15 protein-coding genes are annotated in these 15328 nt (G+C 70.2%); 9 read left to right on the top strand and 6 right to left on the bottom strand.

The features are described 5' to 3' along the window. The first annotated feature begins 247 nt into the window (after nt 1–247). From V7D63_RS02945 to V7D63_RS02935, 3 genes are all read left to right on the top strand, one after another. Nucleotides 248–991: a DUF1223 domain-containing protein gene (locus V7D63_RS02945; RefSeq protein ID WP_333590758.1), complete on the top strand. Its 744-nt coding sequence runs from the start codon at nt 248–250 to the stop codon at nt 989–991. A gap of 121 nt (nt 992–1112) precedes the next feature. Next, nucleotides 1113–1766, top strand: a complete 654-nt coding sequence (locus V7D63_RS02940) for a hypothetical protein (RefSeq protein ID WP_333590757.1) — start codon at nt 1113–1115, stop codon at nt 1764–1766. Nucleotides 1767–1777: 11 nt separating this feature from the next. Continuing rightward, entirely contained in the window at nt 1778–3511 is a 1734-nt protein-coding gene (locus V7D63_RS02935) for a CHAT domain-containing protein (RefSeq protein ID WP_333590756.1), read from the top strand. Nucleotides 3512–3619: 108 nt separating this feature from the next. Here V7D63_RS02935 and V7D63_RS02930 read toward each other — a convergent pair whose 3' ends face one another. The 5 genes from V7D63_RS02930 to V7D63_RS02910 form a co-directional block, all read right to left on the bottom strand. Further along, nucleotides 3620–4708 carry a phosphotransferase family protein gene (locus V7D63_RS02930; protein WP_333590755.1) on the bottom strand — a complete coding sequence of 363 codons (1089 nt, stop codon included), beginning with the start codon at nt 4706–4708 and terminating at the stop codon, nt 3620–3622. After that, nucleotides 4705–6198: a glycerol kinase GlpK gene (gene glpK / locus V7D63_RS02925; RefSeq protein WP_333590754.1), complete on the bottom strand. Its 1494-nt coding sequence runs from the start codon at nt 6196–6198 to the stop codon at nt 4705–4707. The genes V7D63_RS02930 and glpK overlap by 4 nt, the downstream gene beginning before the upstream one ends. Nucleotides 6199–6269: 71 nt before the next feature. Beyond that, complete coding sequence (locus V7D63_RS02920; RefSeq protein ID WP_333590753.1) at nt 6270–6887, bottom strand: DUF6655 family protein; 618 nt, start codon at nt 6885–6887, stop codon at nt 6270–6272. Continuing rightward, complete coding sequence (locus V7D63_RS02915) at nt 6887–7327, bottom strand: VOC family protein (RefSeq protein WP_333590752.1); 441 nt, start codon at nt 7325–7327, stop codon at nt 6887–6889. The genes V7D63_RS02920 and V7D63_RS02915 overlap by 1 nt, the downstream gene beginning before the upstream one ends. 264 nt (nt 7328–7591) lie before the next feature. Continuing rightward, complete coding sequence (locus V7D63_RS02910; RefSeq protein WP_333590751.1) at nt 7592–7834, bottom strand: zinc-finger domain-containing protein; 243 nt, start codon at nt 7832–7834, stop codon at nt 7592–7594. Between the two features lie 89 nt (nt 7835–7923). Here V7D63_RS02910 and V7D63_RS02905 point away from each other — a divergent pair, with 89 nt between their 5' ends. The 5 genes from V7D63_RS02905 to V7D63_RS02885 all read left to right on the top strand — a co-directional run bounded on the left by V7D63_RS02905 (nt 7924) and on the right by V7D63_RS02885 (nt 13013). Continuing rightward, complete coding sequence (locus V7D63_RS02905; RefSeq protein WP_442882107.1) at nt 7924–8910, top strand: ABC transporter ATP-binding protein; 987 nt, start codon at nt 7924–7926, stop codon at nt 8908–8910. Nucleotides 8911–9208: 298 nt separating this feature from the next. Further along, nucleotides 9209–9544, top strand: coding sequence for a DUF2794 domain-containing protein (locus V7D63_RS02900; RefSeq protein ID WP_333590750.1), 336 nt, complete (start codon nt 9209–9211; stop codon nt 9542–9544). A 119-nt stretch (nt 9545–9663) separates the two neighbouring features. Next, entirely contained in the window at nt 9664–10263 is a 600-nt protein-coding gene (locus V7D63_RS02895; protein ID WP_333590749.1) for a hypothetical protein, read from the top strand. A gap of 85 nt (nt 10264–10348) precedes the next feature. After that, nucleotides 10349–12184: a cation:proton antiporter domain-containing protein gene (locus V7D63_RS02890; RefSeq protein WP_333590748.1), complete on the top strand. Its 1836-nt coding sequence runs from the start codon at nt 10349–10351 to the stop codon at nt 12182–12184. A 175-nt stretch (nt 12185–12359) separates the two neighbouring features. Next, nucleotides 12360–13013: a TetR/AcrR family transcriptional regulator gene (locus V7D63_RS02885; protein ID WP_333590747.1), complete on the top strand. Its 654-nt coding sequence runs from the start codon at nt 12360–12362 to the stop codon at nt 13011–13013. A 36-nt stretch (nt 13014–13049) separates the two neighbouring features. Here V7D63_RS02885 and V7D63_RS02880 read toward each other — a convergent pair whose 3' ends face one another. Beyond that, the gene (locus tag V7D63_RS02880; RefSeq protein WP_333590746.1) at nt 13050–14186 is read right to left on the bottom strand and encodes an aromatic ring-hydroxylating dioxygenase subunit alpha; all 1137 of its coding nucleotides are present in this window, start codon (nt 14184–14186) and stop codon (nt 13050–13052) included. Nucleotides 14187–14308: 122 nt separating this feature from the next. Here V7D63_RS02880 and V7D63_RS02875 point away from each other — a divergent pair, with 122 nt between their 5' ends. Then, complete coding sequence (locus V7D63_RS02875; RefSeq protein ID WP_333590745.1) at nt 14309–15280, top strand: alpha/beta fold hydrolase; 972 nt, start codon at nt 14309–14311, stop codon at nt 15278–15280. Nucleotides 15281–15328 lie beyond the last annotated feature (48 nt).

Genomic DNA, 15328 nt, shown 5'->3' with positions numbered 1-15328 from the left:
CCAACGCCCGCCGCTGGGCGCGGCACTACGTCTATCTGGCGCAGCAGTTGATGGACTGATGTCCTCCCCGCATGGCGGGCAGGGGGACAGCCGAAGGCGGCGGAGGGGCTGATCGCCGCAAGCTTCGCCCGCCCCTGCGTCTCGTCGGCCTCGCCGACGATCCACCTTCCATTCCATGGGACGGTGACCCTCGCCTCACGCGAAAATGAGGGGCGGGGTCGCGCCGGAGGTGATTTAGTCCGCCTCCATGAAGGCGAGGGGTTGGATTCTGGGCGCGGCCGCCGTGGCGGTCGGCGCATTGGCGGCGGGCGGCGCCGCCCAGCCCAGCCGTGCGCGCGCGGTCCAGGTTCCGGCGACCCAGGACGAGCCGGTGGTGGTCGAACTGTTCACCGCCCAGGGCTGCGCCGGCTGCCCCGAGGCCAATCGCGCGGTCGAGACCGTGGCGGCCGAACCGGGGGTCATCGCCCTGACCTACGCCGTCGACTATTGGGACTATCTGGGCTGGACCGACACCTTCGCCAAGCCCGAGTTCGCGGCGCGGCAACGGGCCTATCGCACGGCGCTGAAACTGCGCGCCCTGCCGACGCCCCAGGTCATTCTGGACGGCGCGCGTCAGGCCCAGGCGCGGCCCGAGCCGCTGCAGGCGGCCATCGACGCCCAGGCCGAGCGCCGCGTCTTTCCGCCCGAGATCGAATTCCGCGACAGCGGCGACGCCGTGGGCGTGGGATCGGGCCGCGCCCCGGCCGGCGGGGCCGAGGTCTGGGCCGTGACCTTCACCCCCGGTCCCCAGGAGGTGACGGTGGCGCGCGGCGACAACCGGGGCCAACGTGTGCGGCACGTCAATGTCGTGCGCCGCCTGACCAAGCTGGGCGACTGGCGCGGGCGGCCGATGCTGTTCCGCCTGCCGGACGGCGACGCCGAGGGTGAAGCCGTGGCCGTTCTGGTCCAGTCCAAGGCCGACCGCCGCATCCTGAGCGCCGCCGTCGGCTAGGGTGACGATCCAGGCCGTTCGCGGGCCTGGTCATCTTCAATCAGTTTCCGATCCGCATGATCCGGGGCATGGTCCGGTCGAACCGCCGCGTGCTGTTCGAGGAACGAGGATCGAGTTCGTGATGAAGCGTCTGTTCGTCAGCCTGATCGGCGTCGCGGCCCTGTCGGCCGGGACCGGAGCCTTCGCCCAAGAGCCGGTTCACGTCGATCCGACGGCTGATGCGGCGGCCGAGGCGCGGGGCGTGGCCCAGGCGGTGACAGCGGCGGAGCTGGCGCAATGGGGACGTGAGCGGCGCGACCCCGGCGCCCTGATCATGGCCGCGCGCCTGCTGGCCGAGGTTCCGGTGCGGGCGGGCGGCGACGCCCCGATCCTGACCCCGGACGCCCTGCTGGACGAGGCGGCGGGTTTCGCCCAGGGCAGTCAGGCGGTGCTGGACGCCGTGGCGCGGCTGAAGGCGGCGGGGACGCGCGGGGTGCTGAGTTCGCCGTTCGGACGCGGGCCGGTGTTCACCGTCAAACAGATCGAGCCGCGCGAGACCTATTGGTTCGAGGTCGAGGCCAAGGGCGGCGAGGTGCTGCGGGTCGCGGCCATCGGCGACGGCGACACCGACATCAATCTGACGGTGCGCGATGCGGACGGAACGCTGGTCTGTCGCGACGGTTTCGGCGATCATTATCCGGTCTGCACGACCCAGCCGCGGGCCGATGGGCGGATGCGGGTGGACATCGTCAACCGGGGCGCGGTCTGGACGCGGGTCCAGATCCTGACCAACTGAGGAGACGGGACATGAGGGGCATCGGACGACGAACGGCCGCGGCGATCGCCCTGGGCGCCGGTCTGTTGTTGGCCGGATCGGGCGCGGCGCGGGTCGAGGACACGCCCGAATCCCTGCGCGCCGAGGCCTTCGAAGCGGCGCAATGGGCCATCGCCTCGGACGCCGCCGACGCCCTGGCCAAGGTCTCGGCCCGGTTCGCCGAGGGCGACGACGCCCTGGGGCGGCTGGCCGAGGAACGCGAGACCCTGCTGGGCCGTCGCGACGCGCTGGAACTGGAGCTGGAGCGGCTCTACGCCGTTCAGGGCGACGAGGGACGCGACCGCCGCGCCGCCGCCCGCGCCGATTATGAACAGGTGCGCGCCCGGCTGACCGCCGTGGACGCCGACATCGAGGCGCGTTTTCCCGCTTATGCCGAACTGACCAGTCCGCGCGCCCTGACGGTGGCCGAAACCCAGGCGTTGCTGAAGCCGGACGAGGCCCTGCTGCTGGTGCTGGTGAACCCCGAGGCGGCCTATGTCTGGGGCCTGTCGCGCGACCGGGTCGAATGGGCGCGGGCCGAGGACCTGGGCGACGCGGCCATGACAGCCGCGGTGGCGAAACTGCGCGAATCCCTGACCACGGCGGCCCAGAACCGCAGCGACCTGGACCCCTCCATCTTCGCCGGGCGGCCGGTCGCCGCCTTCGACCGGGCCGAGGCGCACCGGCTGTACGCTGAACTGATCGAACCGGTCGAGGGGGTGTTCGAAGGCAAGTCGACCCTGATCACCGTGGTCACCGGCGCCCTGACCACCCTGCCGCTGGCGGTGTTGTCGACCGAGGCGCCGACGGGAGCCGACACGGCCGAGGCCCTGGCCGCGACGCCGTGGCTGATCGACCGTTACGCCCTGGCCACCCTGCCGTCGGTGTCGAGCCTGAAGGCCCTGCGCTGTCACCTGGTGTCGGACCCGGCGCTGCGCAGCCCCGGCTGCCCGCCCTCGGCCGCCGCGTCCGCGCCGCGACCGGCGGCGCGCGCCGAGAACCGGGGCTTCACCCTGGCCGCCTTCGGGGCGCCGATATTGGCCGGGGCGCCGGACTACGCCTCACGCGGGGCGCCCGCGGCGGACTCCATCCTGGGCGAAGGGCGGCTGGCCGATGTGTCGCGGTTGAAGGCCCTGCCCTATCTGCCCGGCTCCAAGACCGAGCTGGAGGCGCTGAAGACCCGCTATCCGCGCGCCCTGGTGCGCATCGGCGGCGAGGCCACCGAGACGGCTGTGCGGCAAGGCGACGCCGTCGCCCTATCGAACGCGCGGTTCGTGGTGTTTTCGACCCACGGGCTGATGGCCGGATCGACGGCGGCCGAGCCGGGGCTGGTGATGACCCCGCCCGACCAGGCGACCGAGGCCGACGACGGCTATCTGAGCGCGTCCGAGGCGGCGCGACTGAGGCTGAACGCCGAGTTCGTGGTGCTGTCGGCCTGCAATACGGCGGCCTCGGACGGGCGTCCGGGGGGCGAGGGTCTGTCGGGCTTGGCGCGGGCCTTCTTCTACGCCGGGGCGCGGTCGGTGCTGGTGTCGCACTGGGAGGTGTCGGACGCGGCCACGACCGAACTGATCACCTCCAGCTTCGCGGCCCTGGATGCGCCGGGCGCCGATGTCGGCGACCGGGCGCGGGCGCTGCAAGCGGGGATGCGGGCCGTGCGCGCCAACCGCGCCTGGACCCACCCGGCCTTCTGGGCGCCCTTTACTCTGGTGGGTGAGCCGGGCTGAAGCCCGGCCGCCTAACGCTCGCGACACGGTCACTCGCTTTTTGAGGCGATCCTCCCCCGCGCGGCGGGGGAGGGGGACCACGAAGTGGTGGAGGGGGCGGCTACGCTCTCAAGCCCCGGCCTTCTTGGCGAAGGCCCACGCGGCCGCCGACAACGGCTCGACCTGGGCGGCCATGGTCTTGGCGTGGCTTGAGGCGGCCGTGCCGTCCCGCACCCGGCCGGCGATGCCCTGGCAGATGGCGGCCAGGCGGAACAGGTTGTAGGCGGTCAGCCAGTCCAGGTTGGTCGGCGCCGCCGAACCCCGTCGGGCGGCGTAGCGATCCACCGTCTCCGCGACCGACGGGATGCCCAAGGCCTCCAGATCGGCGCCCGCCAGGCCGTTCCGCAACGTCGCCGGAATGGCCCAGGCGATCAGCAGATAGGACAGATCGGCCATCGGATCGCCCAGGGTCGACAGCTCCCAGTCCAGCACGGCCAGCACCTTCGGCGCGCTCGGCGCCAGGATCATATTGTCCAGACGGAAGTCGCCGTGGACGACCCGGGCCGGGGCCTCGGGCGGCAGACTGTCGGGCAGGAAGGCGATCAGCCGGTCCATGTCGGGGATCGGGTCGATCTCGGACGCGCGATACTGTTTGGTCCAGCGGCCGACCTGGCGGGCGAAATAATTTCCCGGCGGGCCATAGTCGGCCAGGTCCAGTTCGACCGGGTCAAAGCCGTGCAGATCGGCCAGGGCGTCGGTCTGGGCGTGATAGACGGCGCGGCGTTCGTCGGGCGTCAGGCCGGGCAGTTTCAGGTCCCAGAACACCCGGCCCTGGACCCTGTCCATGACATAGAAGATCGAGCCGACGACCGCTTCATCCGTACACAGGGCATGGGGCCGGGCGACCGGATAGCCGCGCGCGTGCAGGGCCGAGATGACGCGGAATTCGCGGTCCACGGCATGGGCGCTGGGCAACAGAACCCCTGGCGGCTTGCGACGCAGCACATAGGCGCCCGAAGGGGTGGTCAGCTCATAGGTCGGGTTCGACTGGCCGCCCTTGAACTGACGGATCGTCAGGGGACCGGCGTAGTCCGCGACGTTGGCGCGCATCCAGGCGTCCAGGCGCTCGACGTCCAGCGCATGGCGGGGGTCGACCTCGCGCGTGCCGGAGAAGGCGGCCTGAGGGTCGGCTTGGGGATCGTTGACGGCGTCGCTCATTTGGCGGCGATGATGGCGGCCCGGACGGCGGCGCGCCAGCCCTTCAACAGGCGCTCGCGTTCCTCGGCGCCCATGCGCGGGGTCCAGCGGGCGGGGGCCTGGGCGGGGGCGGCCGACAGGTCGGGAACCAGACCGGCGCCCAGGGCGGCCAGGCGCGCGGCGCCCAGGGCGGTCATCTCTTGGAAGGCGGGGCGCTCGACCTCGACCTGGCAGATGTCGGCCACAAACTGCATGGCGAAGGCATTGGCCGTGACGCCGCCGTCGACCTTCAACGTCTTCAGCCGGGGGGCGCCGTCGTCGGCCAGGGCGTCCAGCAGATCGCGGGTCTGATAGGCCAGGCTCTCCAGGGCGGCGCGGACGAAATGGGCCGGGCCGGAATCGCGGGTCAGGCCGACCACGGCGCCGCGCGCATCGGCCTCCCACCACGGCGCGCCCAGGCCGGTGAAGCCGGGCACCAGATAGACGCCGCCGTTGTCGGGCAGGGACTGGGCCATGGCCTCGGACTGGCGGCTTTCGGAGATCATTTTCGCCCCGTCGCGCAGCCACTGGACCGCCGAGCCGGCCGAGAAGATCGAGCCTTCCTCCGCATAGGCCGCCACGCCGCCCGCCTCATAGCCCAGCGTGCCCAGAAGGCGTCGGGTCGAGGCGACCGGCTGCGCGCCGACATTGGCGACCAGGAAGGCGCCGGTGCCATAGGTGATCTTGGCGTCGCCGGGGTTCAGCGCCCCATGCCCGACCAGGGCCGCCTGCTGGTCGCCCGCCGCCCCGGTGACGGGCAGGGCCAGGCCGAACAGGGCCGGATCGCAGGTCCCCAGCGTCTCGGCGCAGCTCCTGATCGCGGGCAGGGCGATCCGGGGCACCCGGAACAGGGCGCACAGGTCGTCGCGCCATTCGCGCGCCCTCAGATCCATCAGCGAGGTGCGGCTGGCGTTGGTGGCGTCCGTGACATGGGACGCGCCGCCGGTCAGTTTCCACACCAGCCAGCTTTCGATCGTGCCCAGCTTGACCTCGCCGCGCGCGGCTCGTTCGCGGGCGCCCGGCACGGCGTCCAGCAGCCAGGCGTATTTGGTCGCCGAGAAATAGGGGTCCAGGATCAGGCCGGTCGCGGCCTGGACCATCGGTTCATGGCCCGCCTCGGCCAGGGCGGCGGTGACCGGGGCGGTGCGCCGGTCCTGCCAGACGATGGCGCGGTGCAGCGGCTGGCCCGTCGCGACGTCCCACAACACCGAGGTCTCGCGCTGATTGGTGATGCCGACGCAGGCGAAGCGGGCCACGCCCCCGGCCTTGCGGATCACCTCGCGGCAGGTCTGGAGCGTGGCGGTCCAGATCTCGGCGGCGTCGTGTTCGACCCAGCCCGAGGCCGGGAAATGCTGGGCCAGTTCGATCTGGCTGACGGCGACGGGCGACAGGCCGCCATCGGTCTCAAGCTCGAAGGCGATGGCCCGGGTCGAGGTGGTGCCCTGGTCGATGGCGAGGATCAGCGGACGCATCGGACCATTAAGGCCGCCTGGGACGACCGCGTCCAGATTTCCTTCTCCCCAAGGGGAGAAGGATAGGGAAACTAGAATTCCTTCCAGGACGAGCCGGGATCGCGTTCGCCGGGGTTGGCCGACTGCTGGCCCCAGCCGACGATCATCAACGCCTTGTGGCTGCGGATGCGATAACGGCCGATCATCGGGCTGACCGCGCCCAGGGGCGCGCCGGTGCGGGCGTCGTAGAGAAAGCCCGAGAATTCGGCCACGCCGATCCGGTCGCGGCGGGAATAGACCGACAGCTCCGGCAGGGAGACGACGTTCAGGTTCTCATTGATCGGCACCCGCATCTCGGGCAGGCCGACGACGCGGCGCATCTGTTCCAGCGACAAGGCGCCGGCGCGGATCTCGAAGACGGCGTCGGCCTGGTTGCGGTCGGTCGACAGACGATAGCCGGCGTCCGACAGGGCCGAGCGGATGGCGCTGACGGCGTAGGCCCCGCTGTCGACGCGGAAATAGACGTCGTCGACGAAGATGCGCGACCCCTGGGCGATCGGCAGGATCAGCCCCTCGGCGGCGCGGTCGGCGGCGCGGGCCAGCAGCAGTTGCTCGGTGGCCGTGCGGCCGGTGTTGGATTCGGTGGTCGAGGCGCAGGCCGACAGGGCCAAGGCCGCCGTCTGGGCCGCGACGAGGATCAGGCGCTTCATCACCAGGCTCCGATATTCGGCATGGAGGTCCAGGGTTCGGCCGGGACCAGGGCCTCGCCGGTCTGCAACAGTTCGACGGAGATGCCGTCCGGCGAGCGGACGAAGGCCATGCGGCCGTCGCGCGGCGGGCGGCTGATCGTCACGCCGCCGTCCATCAGCCTGCGGCAGGCGGCGTGGATGTCGTCGACGGCATAGGCCAGGTGGCCGAAATTGCGCCCGCCCGCATAGGTTTCCGGGTCCCAGTTGTAGGTCAGCTCCAGCTCGGGCGAGCGTTCGGTCTCGGCCCGGTCCTGGTCCTGGGGCGCGGCCAGATAGACCAGGGTGAAACGCCCCTGTTCGCTCTCCATCCGCCGCGTCTCGACCAGGCCCAGCAGGTCGCGCCAGAACCGCAGCGAGGCGTCGAGGTCCGATACGCGGACCATGGTGTGCAGATAACGCATGGCGACAACTCCGGTCCCGGGGAGGGGCAGGGGGCGTTCCTATACCGACAAGCGGGTAAGAACCCGACTCAATTCGGGTAAAAAGTCATGTCGCGCGCGCTAGGCGAAGAAAAGCAGCCTCAAGCAGCGAGCGACCGCGTCGCGAGCGTTAGGCCAAGAAAAGCAGCCTCAAGCAGCAAGGCTCCGCGAGCCGAGCGATAGGCTCAAGAAAGACAGCCTCAAGCAGCGAGCGACCGCGTCGCGAGCGTTAGGCGAACAAAAAACTCAATGCGCCTCGGGCGGGCGGGCCGCCGGGTCCAGGTATTCGCTCTCGGGCTTGGCCTTCTTGCCCCGGATCACGAAGCGGCGGTCGCAGTAGCCGCATTCCACGAAGTCGTCCTCGCCCATGTCCATATAGACCAGCGGGTGGCCCAGAACGCCGCCGCCGCCGTCGCAGGCGACGCGCTTGGTCGAGACCTTGATCTCTTCGGGCGGCGGGATGATCGCGTCGGTGGAGCGGGGCGGCATTTTCGGACGGCCTGGCCTTGGCGGTGAAGGGTCGGCGGCATACCTATGCGGCGCGCCCTCGGGCGTCAAACGTTCACAGCCGGACCCGCATGACCGAAGCCGAAACCCCGCCCGAGAACGCCCCGATGAACGCGATCGAGATCCGGGGGCTGAAAAAGACCTATGCCGGGTCCAAGAAGGCGCCGCCCAAGACGGCGCTGAAGGGCGTGGACCTGAAGATCCGGCGCGGCTCGGTGTTCGGCCTGCTGGGTCCCAACGGGGCGGGCAAGTCGACCCTGATCAACATCCTGGCCGGGGTGGTCAACAAGTCGGAAGGCGAGGTCCGCATCTGGGACCGCGACATCGACCGGACGCCGCGCGACGCTCGCGCCGCCCTGGGCGTCGTGCCGCAGGAGATCGTCGCCGACGTCTTCTTCACCCCCAGGGAGGCGCTGGAGGTCCAGGCCGGCTTCTACGGCGTGCCCAAGGACCAGCGGCGGTCGGACGAACTGCTGGCCGCCGTCGGCCTGTCGGACAAGGCCGACGCCTATGTCCGCTCCCTGTCGGGCGGGATGAAGCGACGGCTGATGGTCGCCAAGGCCATGGTGCACGCCCCGCCGGTGCTGATCCTGGACGAACCGACCGCGGGCGTGGACGTGGAGCTGCGCCGCCAGCTCTGGGACTATGTCCGAAAGCTGAACGCCGAGGGCGTGACCATCGTCCTGACCACCCATTATCTGGAAGAGGCGCAGGCGCTCTGCGACACCATCGCCATCGTCAACCACGGCGAGATCGTCGCCTGCGAGCCGACGTCGCAACTGTTGCGGCGGATGGACACGCGCAATGTGGTGGTGACGCCCGAGGGCGACCTGGGCGCCCCGCCCGCGCTGGAGGGTTTCGAGGTCACGCCGCGCGCCGACGGCGCCTTCGCGGTGACCTATCGCAAGGGCCGCTCGTCGGTGGAGCAGGTCATCAACGCCGTGCGCGCTGCGGGCGTGACCATCGGCGACATCACCACCGAGGACCCGGACCTGGAGGACGTCTTCCTGGCGCTGACCTATGGCGACGCCTCGCGGCAGGACCCGACCAAGGACTGAAGCCGGGGTCCAGACAGCAAAACGCCCGCTCGGCCGGAGGGGGGAGGGGGCGGAGCGGGCGTCTCGCTTGGAGGAAGCATCGGCCCGCCGAAGCCCTGTCGGAAAATCCAGGGGGGCTGGGGGGGCTGTTCAGGATCCGGGACGTTCCGAACTCCGACGAGCCGATGGTTGACTTTTCTTCCCTCAAACAGGCGGGCGAAGGACCGAAACAGGGCCATTTCGTGTCGTTCGCGAACGTCGAATTCAGACGTCCGCCCGCCGGTTGCGCGCCCTGAGATCGGGGCTAGTCTGATCGCCGATGAGTCTCGACTTTTCCGGCGCGCCGCCCCTGCCCGGCCCGGTCTTCTTCGACCGGCGCGAGCTGATGCAGATTCTGTCGGTCTACGGGCGTCTGGTCGCGGCGGCCGAGGCGCGGGACTACGCCCTGGCCGACGGGCGCGACGCGGCCGAGTTCGCCGTGTTCCGGCGCAGCGGCGACGCCCCCGCCTGGCGCATCGAGAAACGCCCCGCGCTCCAGGCGCGCCAGGGCCAGTGGGCGGTCTTCGGCGAAGGCGGACAGGTCCTGAAACGCGGGCGCGACCTGGGCCAGGTGCTGCGCGTCTTCGACGGCCGCCGCTTCACCGTCATCGACTGAATCGCCGCGTCCGCCGCGAGTCACCGAAAGGTCATGATCGTTGAAAAATAGCGGTATTCCGACGAACGCCGGTTGACAACAATAGGTTAACGGCTTGGATGGCGGCGGAAGGGACCACCATGACCGCCTTGCCGATCTCTCGCCTGATCTGCAGTCACGACTTCTATTGGTCGCGAAAGCGCCAGGCCGACGTCTGTCGCCGTTGCGGCGCCCTGTCGCCCGTGCTGGCGCTGCATTTCCGCAGCAAGACGTCGTGGACGGTCGGCGCGGACCTGCCGCCCGAGCGGGGCAATGGTTTCGAGGCCCTGCCCGCCCTGTCGGCGCCGTCCGCCCCCGTCGCCGCCCCCGAACCCCCGGCCCAGATCACCGCCTTCGTCGCCGAGCCGGCCGAGGCGCCCGCGCCTGAGATTTTCGCGCCTGAAGTCCTCACGCCTGAAGTCCTCGCTCCTGAGATCCTCGCGCCCGAACCCGCGTTCGACATTCCCGCGCCGGTCGAGACGCCGCCGACCCCCGCGGCCCAGATCATGATCGTCGAACTGACGCCGTCGGCCGAGCCTGAGCCGACGCGCGCCGCGCCCGAACCCGAAAGAACCGAGCCTGAGGTGTTCGAGGTCGAGACCTTCGCGTCGGACCCGTTCAGCCGGCCGATCTTCTCGCGCGCCCTGACCGATTTCAGCGGCCGCGACGCCGCCCCCCTGCTGCGGCCTCTGGTGACCTGAGGCTTCCGCCGCCTTCGTGCGGCCGATTTCGGTCTAGCGTGAACGGCGCCGCGCCTGTCATGATGGCGCGACGTCGGGAGGGCGGATGACCGAGCACGGAGCGGGCGACTACAAGGACCTGGTGGTCTTCCTGGCGGCGGCCGGGGTGATGGTGCCGCTGTTCAACCGGTTCAAGGTCAGCCCGGTGCTGGGGTTCCTGGCCGCGGGCGTGCTTCTGGGGCCCGACGGTCTGGCGCGTTTCGCCGACGCCGTGCCCTGGCTGCGCTATCTGACCATCGACGACGAGACGCAGATGCGCCAACTGTCCGAACTGGGCGTGGCCTTCCTGCTGTTCATGATCGGGCTGGAGCTGTCGTGGGGACGGCTGCGCGCCATGCGGCGGCTGGTCTTCGGACTGGGGCTGGCCCAGATCGCGGCCTGCACCGCGGTGCTGGCGGGCGGCTTCATGCTGATGGGCCAGCCCTGGGTCGGGGCGGTCGTTCTGGGCATGGGCCTGGCCCTGTCCTCGACCGCCGTGGTCATGCCGGTGCTGGCCGAGCGCGGCCGCCTGAAGGGCACGGTGGGGCGTTCGACCTTCGCTGTTCTGCTGGCCCAGGACCTGGCCGTGGCGCCGATCCTGATCACCGTGACGGTCATGGCGACCCTGGCTCAGGCGGGCGGAGAATTGGACCCGCCCGCCCTGGGTTCGGCCCTGTTCACCCTGGTTCCGGCGGCGATCGGCCTGGCCCTTTTGATCATCCTGGGGCGGCTGGTCCTGCGGCCGATGTTCCGGTCGGTGGCGCGCGCGCGCAAGCCGGGCCAGGGCGGCGAACTGTTCCTGGCGGCGGCCATGCTGGTCGTGGTCGGGGCGGGGGTCGCGGCCCAGGCGGCGGGCCTGTCGATGAGCCTGGGCGCCCTGGTGGCGGGCATATTGCTGGCCGAAACCGAATACCGGCGCGAGGTCGAGGTCTCGATCGAGCCGTTCAAGGGCCTGTTGCTGGGCGTCTTCTTCGTCGGCGTCGGCCTGAGCCTGGACCTGGACGCAGTGGCCGCCGATCCTCTGGCGGTGTTCGGCATGGCGGCGGCGATCACCGGGGCCAAGATCGCCATCATCTTCAACCTGGCCCGGCTGTGGGGCCTGTCGATCCGTTCGGCGGCCGAGACCGCCCTGGTGCTGGGTCCGGCTGGAGAATTCGCCTTCGTCATCCTGACGGCGGGCATGGTCGAGGGCGTGGTCTCGCCCGCCTTCGCCGCCCAGGTGCTGCCCGCCGCGACCCTGAGCATGTTCACCGTGCCGCTGATGGCCCTGCTGGGTCAGAGGCTGAACCGCGCGGGCGGGGGCGGGGAAACCGCCGTCTCGGCCGCCGGCCTGTCGCCCGAGGGCGCGCGGCCCGAGGGCGCGGTGATCATCGTCGGCTTCGGCCGGGTCGGCCGCCTGGTCGGAGAGCTGCTGACCGAGCACGGCCAGAGGTTCATCGCCCTGGACACCGATCCCGCCGCCGTGGCCCAGGCGCGTAAGGACGGCATCGAGGCCTATTACGGCGACGCCGCCCGGCCCGAGCTGCTGCGCAACTGCGGCGTCGACACGACCCGCGCCCTGGTCGTGACCATGGATTCGCCCGGCAAGGTGGACGAGGTCGCCATGGCCGCCCGCGCCGCCCGCGACGATCTGATCCTGATCGCCCGCGCCCGCGACGACCGCCATGCGGCGCGCCTGTACGCCCTGGGGGTCACCGACGCCGTGCCCGAGACCACCGAGGCCAGTCTGCAACTGGCCGAGAACACCCTGGTCGACCTGGGCGTGCCCATGGGCCTGGTCCTGGCCTCGGTGCACGAAAGACGCGAGCAGTTCCGCAAGGTCTTCCAGGCCGCGGCGCCCAAGGACCGCGCCGCACGGCCCAGTCGGGCCTTGCGCAGCAGCCTGGGGCGCGACCCCGGCTGACGCCGCGACGGATCGTCACGGAAAGCTTCCGTTAAGGCGAAAGACCCATTTTCGTCACCGTTTGGTGGTCTGGGTCCGCCCTAACGGCCCTCCTCCCCCGGCCATTCCCCCACAGTCCGGCCCGGCTCCGTTTGTCGGAAATCCGGCCGTCGTATTGAGTCGAGTACGCTTTTTGATGCGAGACACCGTAATCCCCACCGCCGCCGACACCGTTTCGAGCGAGCCGCGCATGAACCGCCGCCAGGCCGCCAAGATCCGCACGCGCGGCAAGGTGCTGGACGCCGCCCGAAACCTGTTCGCCGAGCGCGGCTATGACGCCGCCACCATCCGCGACATCGCCAAGGCCGCCGGCATGTCCACCGGCGCGGTCTTCGCCAACTTCCAGGACAAGGCCGAACTGTTCGAGACCGTCCTGGCCGATGAGATGGGCGACCTGCTGCTGGCCGTTCAGACCGGCGCGCCCAAGGACGGAACCGTGGCTGAACGCCTGACCGGCGCCCTGGCCGCGGGCTATCACCGCTCGCTGGACCAACTGCCGCTGATGCAGGCGACCATCGCCCGGTCGTGGTTCCAGCCCGACGACGCCGACCAACGCTCGCGCGTCTTCGTCAAGCCGATCATCGAGACCCTGGTCGCCATCCTGCGCGACGGCGTCGGTTCGGGCGAACTGCGCCAGGACCTGGACCTGCCGCTGCTGGGCCGGATGATCTGGGAGATCTATGTCTCCAACTTCCGCTTCGCCGCCTATGACGGCTGGGACATCACCCAGTTGGAGCCGCACGCGCGCAAGCAGGTGGACATGATCCTGGCCGGGCAACTGGCGAAGTGACCGAAGAGGCCCCCCGATTGGGGGGCCTTTTTCGCATCAGCTTTTCCAGCGCAGGGTCGTGGGCGTGACCGGATTGACGAAAGCCCGGCCCTCGGCCCGGCTCTTGGTCCATTCGCGCTTGAGCTGCTGGTACCATTTGGCCTGTTTGTCGGCGTCGTCGATCCAGATCAGGGCCGGGTCGTAGCGCAGGCCCTCGTTCTGCAGGTTCACCATGCCGCCGTCCTGTTTCAGGAAGGCGACCACGCCCCGGCGCAGGAAGGGCTTGGCCAGGTCGAAGACCCAATGGTCGGACCAGAAGATCTGGGTGATCCGCGTTTTCGTCTCGGTGACGGGCGTCAGGCAGGTCAGGGCCAGAACCTGTTTGTCCCCGACCTGGATATGCTCCCAGCGATAGCCGGGCAGGCGGAAGGTGATCTCGGTCGCCGGGGCGCCGCCCAGGATCTTGTAGGCGCGGCTGTTCGACGACGGCGCATGGCGGGCCATGGCGAAGCCGTGCTCGCGCGGCTCGAAGGCCTTGGCCTTCTCATGCATCGAATGTTCGGATCGCCACCACCACTGCTGGTGCACGAAGGGACCGTGGGCGGGGTCCATCAGGCCGACGACGGCGTGGTCGATATGGCTGTCGAAATCCATCCATTCGACCAGTTTGGCCCCGCCGCCGACCACGCCGGGAAAGACCGGCGGTTCATGGTCCGGCTCGGGCTTGGTGCGCGGGTCCGACGCCATCCAGACGAAGACCAGGCCCTGGCTCTCGCGCACCGGATAGGCGCGCACGCGGATGCGGTCGGTCTCGAACGCCTGGTCCTGGACCAGGGACGGAATGGAGGCGCAGGCGCCGTCGGGGCGGAAACGCCAGCCGTGATAGGGGCATTCGACCGTCTGGCCCTCGCCCGGCTTGTCGACCACCCGGCCCGCCGACAAGGGCGCGGCGCGGTGCGGACAGATGTCGCGCAGGGCGAAGATCTCGGCGGCCTTGCCCGGCCCGCTCTTGGTGCGGCCGATCAGCACCGGCTCGCCCATCAGTTCGTATCGTTTCAGCGAACCGGGCGCGACGTCGCGCGACAGGGCGACGAAATACCAGGCGTCCATGACGAAGCCCTTGCCGAAGGCGGCGGGCGGGGCCTTGGCCTCGGGCGTCGAGGCGGCGGTCTGGGCGCGGTCGGCGGACGTCATGGCCGCGATCCTAACGATGCGCGGGGCGGAAGTCTTGACCCGGCGCAACCAAAGCCGTCATCGGTTACGACCAAGTCGATAAGACGGGTGATCCAGCCCGTTCCGTTCCTGGGGGGACCTCTATGACCCGATTGTTCGCCGCCGCCGCCGTTGCGGCCCTGCTGACCGCCGCCGCGCCCGCCCTGGCGCAGGAGCACGATCACGCCGCCCACGCCGCCCACGGCGCTCCGGCCGCCCCGGCGGCGCAGGCGGCCGACCACGGTCATGCCCATGCGAATTTCGTCTCCGGCCGTTTCCATGTGCGCGTCGACGGGCCGGAGCATCCGATCGGCGACGTCATCCTGATCCCCGGCCTGTCGTCCTCGCCCCATGTCTGGGACAGGATCACCGACAGTCTGAAGGACCGTTACCGCGTCCACCGCATCCATGTTCAGGGCTTCGCCGGGGCCGAGCCGATGGACAACGCCACGGGGCCTGTTTCCGCACCCGTCGCAGAGGACCTGGCGCGCTACATCCGCGAACAGGGGCTGAACAAGCCCGCCGTCATCGGCCACTCCATGGGCGGGACCATCGGCATGATGCTGGCGGCGCGCCATCCTGACAGCGTCGGCAGGCTGATGGTCGTGGATATGATCCCCTTCATGGGCGCCGCCTTCGCCGGGCCGGGCGCCACGGCCGAGAACGTCGCCCCCCTGGCCGACCAGATCTACGCCGGCATGATGAACGGCCCGGACGAAGCCTATCGCGCCCAGGCCGCCGCCTCCGTCACCGGCATGATAAAGACCGAGGCCCTGCGCGCCGGCCCCCTGCGCGACGCCGCCCGCAGCGACCGCGCGGTCTCTTCGGCGGCTTTCCGTGAGCTGATCGTCACCGACCTGACGCCCGAGCTGTCGCACATCACGGCGCCGACGACGGTTCTGTATGTGAAGTTCAACGACCCGCGCATGAACGACGCCATGATCGACGGCATGTACGGCGCTGCATTCCGAAATCTGCAGGGCGTGACGCTGAAACGCATCGACGACAGCGCCCATTTCATCATGCTGGACCAGCCCGCGCGGTTCGAGGCGGAAGTGAACGCCTTTTTAGATTAATGGCCCGCACGGTCATGCTTTCGGCGGAAACGGCCTTCACGGTCGCGT

The organism is Brevundimonas sp. (genome assembly GCF_036732845.1).
Lineage (GTDB): Bacteria > Pseudomonadota > Alphaproteobacteria > Caulobacterales > Caulobacteraceae > Brevundimonas.
Note: the sequence above shows the minus strand (reverse complement) of the source record. Positions and strands in the feature narration are given on the sequence as shown.